This window comes from Pseudovibrio sp. W74 (assembly GCF_001623085.1).
In the GTDB taxonomy this organism is placed as follows: domain Bacteria; phylum Pseudomonadota; class Alphaproteobacteria; order Rhizobiales; family Stappiaceae; genus Pseudovibrio.
This window is the reverse complement of record NZ_LMCJ01000017.1, coordinates 230427-246250: the sequence shown is the minus strand read 5'-3', so window position 1 is coordinate 246250 and position 15824 is coordinate 230427. Positions and strand designations below refer to the sequence as shown.

The 15824-nt window shown below is 51.0% G+C and carries 16 protein-coding genes and 1 tRNA gene; 11 read left to right on the top strand and 6 right to left on the bottom strand.

Annotated features, from left to right (window positions below; translation table 11 throughout):
• Positions 1-242 precede the first annotated feature (242 nt).
• From PsW74_RS12475 to PsW74_RS12460, 4 genes are all read left to right on the top strand, one after another.
• Positions 243-1619, top strand: a complete 1377-nt coding sequence (locus PsW74_RS12475; RefSeq protein ID WP_208981645.1) for a peptidoglycan DD-metalloendopeptidase family protein — start codon at positions 243-245, stop codon at positions 1617-1619.
• A complete protein-coding gene (locus PsW74_RS12470) occupies positions 1616-2950 on the top strand; it encodes a S41 family peptidase (protein WP_057462750.1) in 1335 nt (444 codons plus the stop codon). Before PsW74_RS12475 ends, PsW74_RS12470 begins: the two co-directional genes overlap by 4 nt.
• Before the next feature lie 175 nt (positions 2951-3125).
• A complete protein-coding gene (locus tag PsW74_RS12465) occupies positions 3126-4349 on the top strand; it encodes a divergent polysaccharide deacetylase family protein (RefSeq protein WP_208980847.1) in 1224 nt (407 codons plus the stop codon).
• A 118-nt stretch (positions 4350-4467) separates the two neighbouring features.
• A complete protein-coding gene (locus tag PsW74_RS12460; protein ID WP_063286530.1) occupies positions 4468-4968 on the top strand; it encodes an RNA pyrophosphohydrolase in 501 nt (166 codons plus the stop codon).
• A 109-nt stretch (positions 4969-5077) separates the two neighbouring features.
• On the opposite strand, the gene PsW74_RS12455 is transcribed toward PsW74_RS12460, so the two are convergent.
• Positions 5078-5395, bottom strand: coding sequence for a DUF1992 domain-containing protein (locus tag PsW74_RS12455; protein ID WP_063286529.1), 318 nt, complete (start codon positions 5393-5395; stop codon positions 5078-5080).
• A 115-nt stretch (positions 5396-5510) separates the two neighbouring features.
• Here PsW74_RS12455 and PsW74_RS12450 point away from each other — a divergent pair, with 115 nt between their 5' ends.
• The 3 genes from PsW74_RS12450 (at position 5511) to PsW74_RS12440 (ending at position 7691) form a co-directional block, all read left to right on the top strand.
• Positions 5511-5963, top strand: a complete 453-nt coding sequence (locus PsW74_RS12450) for a MarR family transcriptional regulator (protein WP_063286528.1) — start codon at positions 5511-5513, stop codon at positions 5961-5963.
• Between the two features lie 57 nt (positions 5964-6020).
• Positions 6021-7076 carry a histidinol-phosphate transaminase gene (hisC, locus tag PsW74_RS12445; RefSeq protein ID WP_063286527.1) on the top strand — a complete coding sequence of 352 codons (1056 nt, stop codon included), beginning with the start codon at positions 6021-6023 and terminating at the stop codon, positions 7074-7076.
• A gap of 132 nt (positions 7077-7208) precedes the next feature.
• Complete coding sequence (locus PsW74_RS12440) at positions 7209-7691, top strand: helix-turn-helix domain-containing protein (protein WP_063286526.1); 483 nt, start codon at positions 7209-7211, stop codon at positions 7689-7691.
• Positions 7692-7697: 6 nt separating this feature from the next.
• Here PsW74_RS12440 and PsW74_RS12435 read toward each other — a convergent pair whose 3' ends face one another.
• The gene (locus PsW74_RS12435) at positions 7698-8387 is read right to left on the bottom strand and encodes a TetR family transcriptional regulator (RefSeq protein WP_063286525.1); all 690 of its coding nucleotides are present in this window, start codon (positions 8385-8387) and stop codon (positions 7698-7700) included.
• 118 nt (positions 8388-8505) lie between these two features.
• On the opposite strand from PsW74_RS12435, the gene PsW74_RS12430 reads away from it, so the two are divergent.
• The gene (locus PsW74_RS12430; RefSeq protein WP_063286524.1) at positions 8506-9420 is read left to right on the top strand and encodes an oxidoreductase; all 915 of its coding nucleotides are present in this window, start codon (positions 8506-8508) and stop codon (positions 9418-9420) included.
• Positions 9421-9432: 12 nt separating this feature from the next.
• Here PsW74_RS12430 and queG read toward each other — a convergent pair whose 3' ends face one another.
• Together queG and PsW74_RS12420 are read right to left on the bottom strand one after the other, a co-directional pair.
• Entirely contained in the window at positions 9433-10569 is a 1137-nt protein-coding gene (gene queG, locus PsW74_RS12425) for a tRNA epoxyqueuosine(34) reductase QueG (protein WP_063286523.1), read from the bottom strand.
• A gap of 20 nt (positions 10570-10589) precedes the next feature.
• Entirely contained in the window at positions 10590-11282 is a 693-nt protein-coding gene (locus tag PsW74_RS12420) for a glutathione S-transferase family protein (protein ID WP_057462740.1), read from the bottom strand.
• A 149-nt stretch (positions 11283-11431) separates the two neighbouring features.
• Here PsW74_RS12420 and PsW74_RS12415 point away from each other — a divergent pair, with 149 nt between their 5' ends.
• Positions 11432-12241, top strand: coding sequence for an undecaprenyl-diphosphate phosphatase (locus PsW74_RS12415; RefSeq protein ID WP_057462739.1), 810 nt, complete (start codon positions 11432-11434; stop codon positions 12239-12241).
• A gap of 48 nt (positions 12242-12289) precedes the next feature.
• Here PsW74_RS12415 and PsW74_RS12410 read toward each other — a convergent pair whose 3' ends face one another.
• On the bottom strand, positions 12290-13486 hold the full coding sequence (locus PsW74_RS12410) for a hypothetical protein (RefSeq protein WP_063286522.1): 1197 nt from the start codon (positions 13484-13486) through the stop codon (positions 12290-12292).
• A 250-nt stretch (positions 13487-13736) separates the two neighbouring features.
• Positions 13737-14723 carry a complex I NDUFA9 subunit family protein gene (locus PsW74_RS12405; RefSeq protein WP_082830549.1) on the bottom strand — a complete coding sequence of 329 codons (987 nt, stop codon included), beginning with the start codon at positions 14721-14723 and terminating at the stop codon, positions 13737-13739.
• Positions 14724-14953: 230 nt separating this feature from the next.
• Here PsW74_RS12405 and PsW74_RS12400 point away from each other — a divergent pair.
• Positions 14954-15040, top strand: a tRNA-Leu gene (locus PsW74_RS12400).
• A gap of 112 nt (positions 15041-15152) precedes the next feature.
• On the top strand, positions 15153-15773 hold the full coding sequence (locus PsW74_RS12395) for a ribonuclease D (protein ID WP_057462737.1): 621 nt from the start codon (positions 15153-15155) through the stop codon (positions 15771-15773).
• The last annotated feature ends 51 nt before the right edge of the window (positions 15774-15824 follow it).

Here is a 15824-nt window from a genome sequence, read left to right as displayed (position 1 = left end):
AAGTAGCTGCATTCCGTTTGCCCCTTGAACCTCGCTCGGCTGAGGGTTCAGTGTAGATATTGATGTTTTTATTGGAAGTCGCTAAGCCTTCAACGTGGTTGACACTTCCTTAACGCTGTCTGGAGCATTATCCTCGGCGTTAACTTTGGGGCTGCGTGCCTGTTGTTTTGCAGGGTTGGTCTACGTCGATATTTTAGTATTAAGGTCAGCGTTTTGCTCTGCGCTGCACTTTGGGAGTTCAGTTGTTGCGTCTTAGGGGAAACCTGATCCTCCGATTGGTGACAAGCTTTGCCTTGTTTTTTGCGGTAGCGCTTGTTCTGCCGCTGCAAAGTACTGCGCAAAAACTGACGAACGTTTCCTTTAAAATTGAAGATGGCAAGATTGATCCCGAAGATCCGGCTGCGATTGCCCTGCTCCAAAAAAAGGAACGGGAAAAAGAGCTTCGCAGCCTGAATGAGAATATCTCCCTCTCCAAAGAAAAACGTGAAGAAATTCAGAGATCCATTCGTGCGCTGGAGCGTGATGGCGAGAGCCTGAGCGGAGAGTTGATCCGTACCGGTGAGCGCATGAAGAAACTGGAAAACCAGTTGGAAGCCACTGAAGCGCGTTTGGGCCGGCATAGAAAAAATGAGCAATCTGTCCGGGCGTCATTGAATGAACGTAAAGATGTTTTAGCTGAAGTTTTAAGCGCTTTGCAACGGATCGGTCATCGCCCGCCGCCAGCAATGGTCGTGCGTCCTCAGGATGCTCTTGGTGCGGTACGCAGTGCGATCCTGCTCAACTCAATCATGCCAGAAGTGCGGATTGAGGCGGAAGCACTGGCGAGTGATCTTGCTGAATTGTCTCGGCTTCGAGCAAAAATTGAAGCAGAGCGCAACCGGGTTCGAAGTGGTGCAATACAGATGGCTGAAGAGCGTCATCGTGTTGAATTGCTTTTAGAAAAGAAGAAGGCAGCACGGCAGGAGAGCCTTGCAGCGCTGGAAGCCGAGAAGGCTCGCGCCAGGGAACTAGCCGAAAAGGCAACCTCTTTGAAAGAGTTGCTTGCTAACCTTGAAAGAGAAGTGGATAGCAGCCGTCGTGCGGCAGAAGCAGCGCGACTTGCGGACATTGAGCGGCAAAACCGGATCGCCTCCGGTGATCCGTTTGCTGATCCGAGCCGATTGAAACCGGTTGTTGCTTTTTCGGATACCCTTGGGCTTTTGCCTGATCCGGTGTCTGGAACGCTCCTGCAAGACTTTGGGGTTGCAGATGGTTTTGGCAACGTAACAACTGGCCAATCCATTGCGACACGCCCGAATGCCCAGGTCACCTCCCCCACTGATGGTTGGGTGGTGTATGCAGGGGATTTCCGCTCTTACGGGCAGATGGTAATTGTTAATGCAGGCGGCGGATACCATGTCCTTATGTCCGGGCTGGACGATGTCATGGTGGAGTTAGGGCAGTTTATTCTAGCTGGAGAGCCAATCGCTAAAATGGGAGAAACGCGCCTCGCAAGCGCTAATAACCTTAATTTTAGTTTGGACCAGCCGGTTTTATATGTAGAATTCAGGAAAGACGGCACTGCAATCGACCCCAACCCATGGTGGTCACGCGCCGAAAACGAAAAGGTTCGCGGATGATACGGAAAGCATCGCTTTTGTTGGTTGGCGTAGTCATGGGGGCTACGGCGGTCGTAACATATTCTCAGGCACCATTCAGATTTGCTGAACCAGCTTCTGCTGCGTCTCCTGATACCTACAATCAGCTTAATCTGTTTGGCGACGTGTTTGAACGTGTGCGCTCTGATTATGTAGAGGAGCCAGCTGACTCCAAGCTGATCGAGACCGCTATCAACGGCATGCTCACCAGCCTTGATCCGCACTCCAGCTATCTGCCTCCAAAGAGCTTCCGCGATATGCAGGTGCAGACCCGCGGCGAGTTTGGTGGCCTTGGTATTGAAGTGACCATGGAAGACGGCCTTGTGAAGGTTGTTGCTCCTATCGACGACACTCCGGCTTACAAAGCAGGCGTACAGGCAGGTGACCTGATTACCCATCTTGATGGGGAACAGGTTATGGGCCTTACCTTGAATGAGGCTGTCGAAAAAATGCGCGGTCTGGTGAACACAGACATCGTCATTACAGTGCGTCGTGAAGGTATCAACGAACCAACCGATATCACCATCACCCGTGATGTGATCCGCATTCGCTCTGTTCGCTGGAACAAAGAAGACGACATCGGTTACATCCGCATCACGCAGTTTAACGAACAGACCTTTGATGGCCTGGAAAACGCTGTTGATGAGCTGACTGCTGAAATCGGCGAAGATAACCTGAAGGGCTTTGTGCTGGATCTGCGCAACAACCCAGGCGGTTTGCTGGATCAGGCGATTGCTGTTTCTGATGCGTTCCTGAACCGTGGTGAAATTGTTTCTACCCGTGGCCGTAATGCTGAAGAGACCCAGCGCTATAACGCTCGCAATGGTGACCTGACTGAAGGCGCGCCTGTGATCGTTCTGGTAAATGGCGGTTCTGCGTCAGCTTCCGAGATTGTAGCTGGTGCTCTGCAGGATCATCGCCGCGCAACTATTCTGGGCACACGTTCCTTCGGTAAAGGTTCTGTACAGACCATCATTCCACTTGGTGCGAATGGTGCGATCCGTCTGACAACTGCTCGTTATTACACACCGTCTGGCAACTCCATTCAGGCTAAGGGTATCCGCCCTGACATCATTTCCTTGCAGGAACTGCCTGATGAGCTGAAAGGCCGTGCTGAAACCAAAGGCGAAGCAGGTCTGCGTGGTCACCTTCAGGCTGAAGAAGGCGACGAGGGTTCTGGCAGTCAGGCTTATGTGCCACAGGACAAAGACAAAGATGTGCAGCTGAACCTGGCAAAATCCCTGCTCCGCGGCGAGAAGACTGATGCAGCCTTCCCACCAAGTGCAGACAGTGCAGCAAACGAATCCAAATAATTCAGAGTATCGAGCGCTTCATCCGGAGCGCTCGATTTCTATCTATTTGTTTTCAGGCATATACCTCTCCGAAAACCGGTAGCCACATTTCGGGGATATGCTATAAAGTGATTAAGGACGCCGCGCTAAACCTTCGTTTGGCGCGGCGGAATTTTATGACAGGGTGGGGGCACCAATGGTTAGGAGCGATTTGACAGCTCCGCTTGGAATGAACAAGCGTCGGAGCATCGGGCGATTGCCGCTCGGCCTGATTGGTGTCGCCATCATGACTGTTATTTTCACCACCGGCTTTATCTGGATCGGCATTGTTGATGACCCCAACGGTGGCGAGCCGATGGCGACTATCGAGCTTTCCAGCGCTCTTGATGGTGTTGCTCCCAGTGATATCGAGATTGTTGATCTACCGGATGGTTCTCAACTGGCCCAGATTGGGTCTGACCAGTTTAATGCCAATGGTTTTGGACAGGATGGCAGCTATCGTCCCTCTCGTCCGGCAGGCGCAAACGCGCAGGATCAGGCCAGTGGACCTACATCACTCGTCGACTTGGCCCGGCGTGTTGATTATGAGGGGCTGGATGGTGGCTTCTCAAGCGAGTCGCTTTCTACCGACCCAATTGATCAGCTACTCGAGCCCAACAAGTTCGGCTCCCTTCCCAAGATCTCTGCTGAGGGTATTCGACCGCTTGATGCCTATGCACGGCGGCCTAACCCTGCAGCGCTGACACAGGCGCGGATTGCTATTTTAATCAATGGTATCGGGCTTAACTCCGATATGACGCTCAAGGCCATTGAGGATCTCCCGGCTGACATCTCTTTGGGGCTTTCTCCATATGGTGATGACATCAACAGCTGGATGAAATCCGCACGCCTTTCCGGGCATGAAGTGCTTCTTCAAGCTCCAATGGAGCCGTTTGATTATCCTGACAACGACGCTGGCCCGCAAAGCCTGTTGACCAATCTGGACAGGAAGCAGAACGAGGAGCGCCTCTCCTGGGTTCTTGGGCAGACCAGCAATTATGTAGGGCTTGTCAATTTCATGGGCGACCGTTTCACCTCTAACGAGACCCGTATGAGTGAGTTCCTCAGCAAGGTTCGTGATCGTGGCCTGATGTATGTTGATGACGGTTCGTCTCCCCGCTCAAGAGCAAGCGAGGTTGCCGGGACGCAGAAAGTGCCATTTGTGCAGGCTGATCTGGTTCTGGACCAGAACCTGAGCGCCGAAGCCATTGGTACACAGTTGCTGGAATTGGAAACAATTGCTCGTCAACGCGGCATTGCCGTCGCAACTGCGACTGCTTTCCCTGTTACGTTAAATGCTTTGGAGGCGTGGTCACAGCGGCTGGAGGAGCGCGGTCTTTCTCTCGTTCCAATCAGCTCTGCTATCAATTCCACACGCTAGAGCCTGTTGCGTTCATATGAACTCACGCATCATGCTCCAATCTTTCTTCTGCGCGTAGTCCCGAAAGATAGCTCCGGTTTTCGGGACTACGTACTCAACTCTCTTTATTGGACCAGACATGACCGATTACAGCGCTCTTCCTTTTCGCCCTTGTGTTGGCATCATGCTTATCAATAGGGATGGGCTTGTCTGGGCCGGCAAACGCTATGGTGACAAACAGCCTATTCCTGAAGAGTTTGCCTGGCAGATGCCACAGGGTGGCCTGGACAAAGGGGAAGACCCGCTGGAAGCTGCGAGACGTGAGCTTTATGAAGAGACCTCTGTGAAGTCCATCACACTGCTGGCTGAAGCGCCTGACTGGTTCTCCTACGATTTTCCTGAGGAGATTCAACGCCAAGTGCGCAAGGCTAAGTATCGCGGCCAAACACAACGCTGGTTTGCATTCGGCTTTGATGGTGATGACAGCGAAATCAACATCCTGACTCCACCTGACGGGCATGCGCAGGAGTTTTGTGAGTGGCGCTGGGAAAAAGCCGAGAACCTTGCCGGCCTTGTGATCCCGTTCAAGCACCAAGTCTATCTGGATGTGGTTGAAGCGTTCTCTGAGTTCACAAGCTGATACGGCTTGGAGATGTTGTACCATCTCGCCAGTGTGGTTTTCTAATACGTAGAATATCGGCAACCATCAGGTTTTGCTTAGCGCATACATTTGGAATGCGCTAAGCAGCTCACGTGAAGAACTTTTTTCGGGCTTCCTGTTCGATCGCATGCCGGAGTTGCAGGTCTGCTAGTTTTGCCATTTCGGATTTCCAGTCTGGCGTGCCTTCAGCTTTTTGAACAACAAGCCGCTGAGCATCTATCTCTTTCTTCAATTCAATCTCGCGCGGTACAGCCCCGGCATCAGCCATGATCCTCATGCCTGCAGCTGTATCAAGAGAACCAGGTGCACGCGCTGGCAGCGGCTTACCCTCTCCTTCAAGATTATTCAGCTGCCCTTCTGCTTGTGCTTTCAGGATTTGCCGCTCTGCAAGATTTTTAAAACCCATGATCTGTACTCATTTTCCTTTGAGATTACCTGAAAATCTGTAGGGTAGACGTAAGTCAGAACGCGATATTTGTCAATTTTATTGACAATAAAACGAATTAAAACATGTAAATCAAATGCTTAAAAAACCAGAATCCAAACCCGAAATGCTTTATGCTGGCATTCAGATGACCCGACCGTTGCTCCGTACCATCAGCAATCGGGTTGAGGCGGATCTTGAAGGAACCGACCTTACTGTCGGTCAGCGTGCTATGCTGGAAGCTACGCTTGCTTTGGAGCAGGCAACAGCGCCGCAACTCACTGATTTTCTGCAGCTGAAGCGCCAATTTGTGGCCAAGGTCCTCAAAGAATTGCTGGACAAGGAGCAAGTGGCACAGGTGAGCAATCCGCGGCACAAGCGCTCCGTGTTTTATTGTTTGACACCATCAGGCAAAGCGCTGATTAAAAAAGTTCGCAAGGCCGAGATGAAACGGATAGAAGAGTTCGCGAAGGTATTTTCCGAGGAAGAGGTGGAAACCTATTATCGCATGCAGTGCGTTTTGAATGACGCATTGTCCAAGCGCTCTTAGGATCCACGAGTTTAAAGATGCGCGATTGATTGCGGTATGCTGAGATTGGATTGAGATATGAGCAGGTTCTGGAGCCCGATTGTCCAAAAACTGGAGCCCTACATCCCAGGGGAACAACCGAAGCAACAGACCTTTATCAAACTGAATACCAATGAGAACCCATGGGGGCCCTCTCCGCGTGCTTTGGAAGCAATTGCTGCGGCCACAGGCGATGCCTTACGGTTGTATCCTGACCCGTCTGCTTCTGACCTGAGAGCGAGTATTGCATCCTCTCTTCAGCTGACCTCTGACCATATCTTTGCAGGTAATGGCAGTGACGAGGTGTTGGCACATGCGTTTCATGCCTTCTTCAGCGGGAAAGAGCCAATTCTCTTTCCGGAGATCACCTACGCGTTCTACCCAACCTATTGTAAGCTTTACTCGATTGAACATCAGCTGATGCCTCTCGGCAGTGACTTCCGTATCAATCCCAGCGACTTTGCCGGGACTTGTGGTGGTGTCGTCATCGCAAATCCGAATGCGCCAACCGGTCTTGCCATGCCATTGGAGGATATCGAAGCAATCCTCAAAGCAAACCCGGATGTGGTGGTTCTTGTTGATGAGGCTTACATCGATTTTGGAGGGCAAAGCGCGGTTCAGCTTGTGCCAGATTATGACAACTTGCTGGTGGTGCAGACTTTCTCAAAGTCTCGCAGCCTTGCAGGAATGCGTGTTGGGTTTGCCGTGGGGCAACCGCATTTGATTGAGGGATTGCACAGGGTCAAGGACAGCTTCAACTCCTATCCCCTCGACAGGCTTTCACTTGCAGGCGCGCTTGCTGCCTGGGAGGACACGGAGTGGTTTGAAAAGACACGCGACCAGATTGTTGTAGATAGAGAGAAGCTCACCGAGAACCTTCAGGCGCTCAACTTTACGGTGTTGCCATCTTCGACAAACTTCATTTTCGCCTCTCACGCGCATGTTCCGGCGGAGCGGTTACATGCCGATTTGAGAGATCACGGCATTCTGGTTCGATACTTCAAGAAAGAGCGGATCAACGACTGGCTGCGTATTTCTATCGGAACCTCTGAAGAATGTACCACACTGGTGAAAGTGCTTCGGACGATGCTCTGAATATATTTTGTTATTTTACAGGGTGTTAGGTTTGAATGTCCTGCTCCTGTCGTGGTCATGGCGGCTGTTTGTCGTGGTGTTTTATTTAAGAAGCTTCCAGATTGCTCCTAGTTGAAGAACAGGAATTTTTCCGTGATTGTCAGAAAATTACGCATCGAAAAAGGGCTCTCTCAGGAACAGCTCGCACACATGGCAGGTATCAGCACGCGGACACTGCAGCGTATTGAGCGCGGCGCGAATGCGAGCCCCGAAACCCTGAAATGCATTGCTTCTGCTCTGGACACGGATTTTGGTGATCTCAGGAAGGAACAGGACATGCCCTCAGCATCCAATGGAATTTTGCCCGAGCTTTCCGGCAGGGAACAAGAAGCTATGGAGTATGTGCGGGACATACGAAGCTTTTACATGAACCTGATCCAGTACGCCGTTGTGATCACAGCTTTGGCAGTGCTGAACCTGCTCACATCGCCAGGTTACCTCTGGTTCCTGTGGGTTGCTTTTGGGTTTGGCATCGGCCTTGTTGCTCATGGTTTGAGTGTGTTCGAGGTCATCAATCCATTTGGTGGTGATTGGGAAAAGCGTCAGATAAAGAAACAGCTGAGGCAGCGGCAGTAGCCGCTGTTATTCCAACACCGGCTCCCAATTCTGCTCTTTCGCCAGAATACCGAGCAAGCACAGCTCGATAGCGCTGGCCAGCGTATCCTCAAAGTTCATCTTCAGATGAGCCAGTTCAGGATGTTCCAGCGCTGCCAATGAATTTTTGCGGTCTGCTTTCATCGGCCAAAGCCCTGCAACAATTGTAAAAACGTACTGGACTGCCGCAAGAGCTCCTGCCTCACTCATGTGTGGAAGGGCAGCGGTCAGTATCTCTGCCATCTGTCGGTGGCGATGCAGGAACTGCAGCTTCGCTTCTACAATGCGCTGTGTTGAGAGATTGTGCTCCAGAATTGGCGAAAGCTGGCTGACCAATAAACACAGGCGTGGATGGGTGAAGCACACCTTGGCCCAGAGCTTTGCAATACCTTTGAGATCTCGTTGGCTTTTAGGCTCACTCAGGGACTTTTCGAAGTCGGCAATCATGAGATCTGCCTCTTCCTGAAGCAGCGCGACAAGAATTTGCTCCCGGCTTTCATAGTATCGATAGAGACTGGATTTTGCGAGGCCGACCTCCCGCGCAACTGCGGAAAGGCTCGTGTTTTCAATACCTTCTCTATCCATCAAGATGCGCGTTGATGTGAGGATCATCTTCTCTCGTTCAGCAAAATGTTCTGCTGTCCGCGCACGCTTATAAGCCTTTGATTTTTCGCTCATATTCTCAATCACTCTTCGGCACATCATATAAACGACCAATGGTCGGTTATTGACTCTCACAAACTCTCCAAATAAACTACCGATGTTCTGTTATTTTGACAATCTCAGGAGAGATACTTTGCAACAACAGCCAAATAATAAAAACAGTCAAGACCTTACAGGCAAAACGGCTGTGGTTACGGGCGGTAATGTGGGTCTCGGTTTTCAATCTGCATTGGAATTAGCTGAGAGCGGTGCACACGTGGTGATTGCTTGCCGGTCCGTTGAAAAAGGCGAGACAGCAATGGCAAGGATTCACCAAAAGGTGAGCTCTGCTTCGCTGGAAGTGATACCGCTTGATCTGACCGACCGGGACAGCATTCACCAGTTTGCTCAGGTTTTCAGCAGCAAGCATGGCCGACTGGATATTCTGCTCAGCAATGCAGGTGTCGTGAACCTGAAAGAGCTGGCGCGCACCAAAGAAGGTTGGGAAATGCACTTCGCAACCAACCATCTAGGGCACTTTCTTTTGACTGGTTTGTTGTTTGAAACGCTCGTTGCAACACCTGATGCACGCGTGGTGACCGTTTCCAGTGGTGCATACAAAGCTGCAAAAATGAACTTTGATGACCTGCATTGGGAAAACCGCCCATATGCACGGATTGGTAGCTACGCAGAGAGTAAGCTTGCCAATCTCCTGTTCATGTCTGCTTTGCAACGCCGATTTGATGCGGCTGGCTCATCCGCTAAGTCTATGTCTGCTCATCCCGGTCTTGCGGCGACAGAGCGGCAACAATCTATTGGCATTGGCGGATGGTTGTCCCGTGTAATGGCACGACCAGTCTCATTTGGCGCTCGCCCTCAGATGATGGCAGCCACAGCTCCTGACCTTCCAGCCTGCACCTTCCTCGGTCCGCGCTTTGGCATGTGGGGTTCCCCAAGCCCAATCAAGCTTTCCGGCCTAGCTATTGACGAAAAGGTGCAAGAGAAACTCTGGGCTATTTCGGAGGAACTCACTGAGTTTCAGTATCCCAAAGCCACCGAAAATGCCTGAGGGTGTGGCACCCTAGGAAGAGGTGCCCTGATCCCATTCAGCTTTAACCGTTTCGCTCTGCTCATTAGAGAGCGCTGCTGACTTGTGCTTATTGTACTCGTCAGCAGAGACAAGTTGGACCAAAGCCCAGACGGCTGTGGCGCGGACGGTTTCATCTTCGTCTTGCAGGTGGTTTAGCACGTGGGGGATGAGTTTTTCTTCTGCGCTGTTGCCTGCTGCGATGAGGCAGTTGCGGATGAAGCGGTTGCGGCCAATGCGCTTGACAGGGGAACCAGAGAAGAACTTGCGGAAGGTTGGATCGTCCATTTGCAGCAGATCTGCAAGAGCCGGTTCCATCAGGTCTTCGCGGGCCTGTAATTTGGCCTCACTGGCGGACTGGGCAAACTTGTTCCAAGGGCAAACGGAAAGACAGTCATCACAACCATAGATGCGGTTGCCAATTGGTTTGCGGAATTCCAGTGGGATCGGGCCGTGGTGCTCGATGGTCAGATAGGAAATGCAGCGGTTAGCATCTACTTGATACGGCGCTGGGAAAGCCTTCGTCGGGCAAACTGTGAGGCAGCGTTTGCAGTTGCCACAATGGTCGACTTCCGGCTCATCCAATGGCAAGTCCAGTGTTGAGAAAATCGCCCCGAGGAAAAACCAGGAGCCAAGCTCCCTGGACACGAGATTTGAGTGCTTGCCTTGCCAGCCGAGCCCAGCGGAATGAGCCAGAGGTTTTTCCATTACCGGGGCCGTGTCCACAAACACCTTTACATCCCCACCGCCTTTGGAAACCAATAGGCTGGCCAGCTCTTTCATTTTGCCTTTGACGATGTCGTGATAATCGCGATTGCGAGCATAGACCGAAATGTGCGCTTTATCTGGCTTGTCGCGCATTTCCATGGGGTCGAGGTCAGGCCCATAATTCATCGCCAGCATGACAACAGAGCGAGCTTCCGGCCATAGCTCTAACGGGCTTGAACGCCGGACTTCGGTTTCCGGCATCCATTCCATTGTGGCGTGATAACCCTGCTCAATGAAGTGATGCAGGCGCTCTGGCGCAAGTGGGATTGCATCCGCTGAGGTGATGCGGATGTCATCGAACCCGACTGCACGTGCGCGTTTGATCAGATCCGCCTTGACGCGTGCAGCTTGCTTCTCCGTCAACTGAGTGTCTGAATGAGATTTTAGAAGTCCAGATCCGCGTAGGTCTTTGCTGCTGGCATGCCGAGCATCTTGTCCGCCAGAATTGGGCGGAAGCTCGGACGAGATTTCATCCGTGCGTACCAGCTCTTCACGTTTTCGTCCTCGGACCATGGAACTTCACCAAGATAGTCTGCACAGGAGAGAAGACTTGCTGCAGCCAGATCAGCGAATGTGAGCCGATCACCAGCCAGCCACTTTCGTGTCGCAGCAAGGTATCCGATGTAGCGCAAGTGGTTCAGCATATTGACCCGTGCAATCCGAAGAATGCTTGAGTCTGGCTGTCCGCCACCCTGGCTATCCGGCATCTCCTGTTTGTAAATGCGTTCTTGCACGATGTAGCCAATAACCTCACCGAGGAATTTTTGCAAAAACCAAGAGACGAGACGACGCGTTTCTGCACGTGCTTCAGGATGATCCGGCAACAAGCGGCTGTTAGGAATCGCATAGCCGCGAGTTTCGTCCAAGTATTCCATGATAACCATGGGCCCGCACACAGCAGGGCCATCATTTTCCTTCAGAACGGGGAGCGTTCCTGCTGGGTTCATCATGAGGAAGTCGTGACGACGTGCCCAAGGGTACTCCGTCTGACATTCAAACGGAGTTCCATATTCTCCGAGCGCTAAGCGTGCGAAGCGCGATTCAGGAGAGAAAGGATGATGATAGAGCTTGAGCATTGTTCTGATTTATGAGCAAACCTGTAACTAAAAGGTTGCTATAGAAACGTAATTTGTCTCAAAAGAGTCTTGAGACGGTAAACCATACGAAAACACGGGGACAACCTCACCAATGTCATCTGGGGAAAATTCGTGGAGACCATCGTTTAATGACAACTGAAAGTATCGTCGGCGCATTACTGCTCGGCATCATTGAAGGCCTGACTGAATTCATCCCAGTTTCCTCCACAGGGCATCTGCTGCTGATCGGGCATTTTATCGGGTTTAAAAGTGAAGGTCGCGCCTTTGAGGTGATGATCCAACTTGGAGCTATTGCAGCTATCCTGACTGTCTACTTCACACGGCTCACAAGAATTGCAGTTGCACTGCCAACAAGTGCAAAAGCGCGGCATTTCACACTTGGCGTTCTGCTTGCTTTTCTGCCTGCTGCAGCGATTGGCGCACTGGCCTACGATTTCATCAAAGCGGTTTTGTTTGAAACTCCCGCTCTGGTCTGCGTGACGCTGATTTTCGGTGGCATCATCATGCTGCTGGTTGATAAAATGCCTTTGCAAGCGCGCTATACCAACGTGGAAGACTACCCACTTTCGCTTTACATCAAGATCGGCTTTGCTCAGTGCATGGCTATGATCCCCGGCGTATCTCGTAGTGGCGCTACGATTGTCGCTTCCTTGCTGATGGGCACGGACAAGCGGTCTGCGGCGGAGTTTTCATTCTTCCTTGCAATGCCGACCATGGTTGGTGCGTTTGTTTTTGATTTTCTGAAGAACAAGGACGCCTTGGGGCAGGATGACTGGACCCTGATTATCATCGGGCTCGTCTCTTCCTTCATTGCCGGTTTCTTCGTTGTACGCAGCTTGTTGGATTATGTTTCCAGGCACGGCTTCGCTCTGTTCGGCTGGTGGCGCATCATTGTAGGCGGGCTTGGACTGTTGGGGCTCATCCTCACTCAGAGCTAACCGCAGCTACAAATCACCTTCAAAGCGTCGCAAACATGCGGCGCTTTTTTATTTCAGATCAGAAGCCGGGGTATGTTTGAAGCTGTACCCTTTGTTCAACCATTCCTGAAACCTGTTCTGTGTGTCGGGATCGCTGAGCTCGTAATGAGTAACCAGTCCAGATTTTGGAATATCCTGATCTTTACGCAGCAAGGCCATGTCCAGTGTTTGACAGTTGGTGTGATAAAGCTCGACGGATCCTTTGTCCGTCTTTTGAAGATAGGCGGTATGAGAGATGTGGCCCGTTTTATCATCAACAAAATTGAGAACACCAGACTCTTCCACTTTGGTGTGGTCAAACTCTTTTTCGACTGTTTCGGGAGATACGCCCATTAGTTTTGGATATCCTTCCGGGTAGCCATTTACCTTGTTCTCCCCCATCAGGCTCGATCGCAAAAACTCTGGCAGGTTGCCCTCTATGACACCGACTTTCATTGCCGCGTTGTAGCAAACCTGCGGGCGCCAGCTCTCTCTCTTTTTATCATAGTCAGCAGTAAGGCTACCCTGAAGCTTTTCATCGCCCATACGTTTGCTTTCAGGCTTGCTTGCTTCCGCTGAATCCAGCCAATCCATCTCTTTACGGAGCTTTTGAAGGGCTTTGTTGCCTGGCTTCAGTGCCTTGTTGACATCATCAATATTGCGGGCCTGAACGCATGCTTCTGCGTGGGCGAGCTCCTTGTTTACATCCTCACAAGCTGATGTGAACTTGTTAAGCTTTTTAGCATTGGCCTTACTAAAATAAGCACGCTTCACAAACTCGCCCTTACGGTCTGCATGTTCATTGTATTCTTCTCGCAGACCGCCCACTTCATCGGACAGTTCAGAGAGCGTTCTTTCTGCATCATTGATCAGTTCTGAGTGTTCCGAAACGCACTTTTGCAAGAGAGAGACGGTAGAGATAACAGCATTCTCATTCTTGTCATGGATCGCAGCCAGAGCCGCCTTGAGAGCGGATTGAGTCGCTTTATCGCATTTTTTGAAAGATGAATTCAGTGCCTTATAATTTCTCAGAATGTCACTTTTAGCATTTAGTTCAGAAATAGAATGCTCTAGCTGAGAAAAGTCCGCAGGTAAGGCAGCTTCAGCTGATGCTTCGCCTGTCTCTGCACCTTCTGCACCTTCTGCACCGCCTGCATTGATACGCAGGAGTTTAAACATATCCTCTGTCCATCGATGCTCTTCTGGGGTCAAGTCGGTCAGCGGCATGATCTCATTCCAGTTTTGAAAGCTCTACTGCTAAGGAAACTACTTAGTATCGAACAATATGCGCTAGTATGATGAAGGCAGGACGGCTTTTAGAACTGGTGGTGAACATATGCTTATGCAGCACCTGTGAGCTTAGGTTAAAATTGAATGAGCCGCTCCATTGAGGTTGCGACTACGCAAATCACAGTCGTCTCAGGCACGAAAAAACCCCGCCAGAGGCGGGGCTTTGTGGCTTAAAATCTAAAAATCACTATGACTTAGCAGGTCTTTTTGCATCGTACTGCCCATGTGGGCGGAACTTATCGAGATACGTTGGTAGAATTGCTTCCATGGAATGCGGCTCAATGCCAAGCCCTTCAAAAGTACGCTTCTCCGACTGGGCTTCCTTGCTTACAACGTTATCGCTCTTCAGCAGATTGACCTGATCAACTGTCAACATTGGCTTTGGCAGCATCTGCATGAACTTTGCCTGAATACGGGCAATCAGGAACGGCAAAGTAACCAGCATGCGTTTGCGATGAATGACCTGCATCAGCAGCTGCAAGCATTCCTTAAAGGTCGCGACCTGAGGGCCGCCTAGCTCGTAAATTTTGCCAGCTTCAGCCTTGCCCTCGATGGCATTCGCAATAGCGAGCGCAACATCACCCACATAAACAGGCTGGAATTTGGTGTGACCGCCGCCAATCAGAGGCAATACCGGGAAGAGCTGCGCCATACTGCCGAAGCGGTTGAAGAAATCATCTTCGGGGCCAAATACAATGGACGGACGGAAGATGACGGCATCTGGCATTGCATCCAGAACGGCCTTTTCGCCTGCAGCTTTTGTTCTTGCATAAACAGCCGGGCTATTTTCGTCCGCGCCAATTGCAGAAACGTGCACCAGATTATCAATGCCCTGCTCTTTGCAGACCTCGGCCACTGTTGCAGGGCCTTTTGCCTGAACACTGTCAAACTTCTGAGCACCACTCTCATAGAGAATACCCACAAGGTTGATGACTGCGCAGGCGCCTTCAACGGCGCGCTCGACAGATTTTTTGTTACGCACGCTCGCAGCGACAGGCATGATTTGCCCAACAGCCCCCAGCGGCTGCAAATGCTCTGCAAGGTCAGGATGACGAACAGCGGCGCGGACGCTGTATCCGCGCTCTGCTAAGATCCTGATAACGTGACGACCAATAAATCCTGACCCGCCAAAAACGGTTATAAGTTTCCCGTTAAGCGCTTGCGCCATTTTCATCCACCTTTGCCAAAATTTTGCAGGTACGCGTATTAGCGCGCATAACCCTCAAAAAAGCTATAATTCATGGGATGTTAATACGCTCAAGGTTTTGGGATGTGAAGGCACTCTGTGGAGAAATTAAAACTCTTTGCAAATGTGTGATTGACAATCTCAACCCAGATCACTAGAACCCAGCCTCACAGAGCGGCGCTGCCAAGCAGCAACCCTCTGAAAGAAAAAGATGATATGCCCAGATGGCGGAATTGGTAGACGCGCTAGCTTCAGGTGCTAGTGCCCGCAAGGGCGTGGAGGTTCGAGTCCTCTTCTGGGCACCATCTTTTCTTCACAAAGCTCTCCCTAAAAATTACAGAGTAACTTGACCGTTTGGTGTAGAAGAGACAAAACACGTCTCATGTACCAAATCGCGCTTATTCTTCGAGAGCAACAATGACAATCAGATATCACAAGAACGATCTTCCAGACCTTTCCAACTATGCTTCAGCTGACGCTGTTGCAGTAGACTCCGAGACTCTAGGTCTGAACCCACACCGGGATCGGTTGTGCGTTGTACAGCTTTCTTCTGGCGACGGCTCTGCTGACGTGGTGCAGATTGAGCGCGGCCAGCTGGTTGCTCCTAATTTGCAAGCGCTGTTTGAAGATGAAAGCAAGCCAAAGATTTTTCACTTTGCCCGCTTTGATGTTGCCATATTGAAAGAGTATCTGGACATTTCCGTTTCTCCGGTCTGGTGCACAAAAATCGCTTCCAAGCTCGTGCGCACCTACACAGACCGTCACGGACTGAAAGATCTCTGCCGCGAGTTGATTGGTGTTGACCTTTCCAAACAGCAGCAGAGCTCTGATTGGGCAGCTGAAAAGCTGACAGATGCACAGCTGGCCTATGCTGCATCAGATGTTCTGCACCTTCATAAGCTTAAAGAACGCCTTGAATTTATGCTGGAACGTGAAGAGCGTACCGAAATTGCGCAGAAGTGCTTCGAATTTCTGCCGACACGCGCGCAGCTTGACCTTGCAGGATGGCCTGAGAACGATATTTTCGCACATTCTTAAGTGAAACTCGAGTTTTCTACCAGTATTTGCGGTTTAATGGGCTTCAGCATT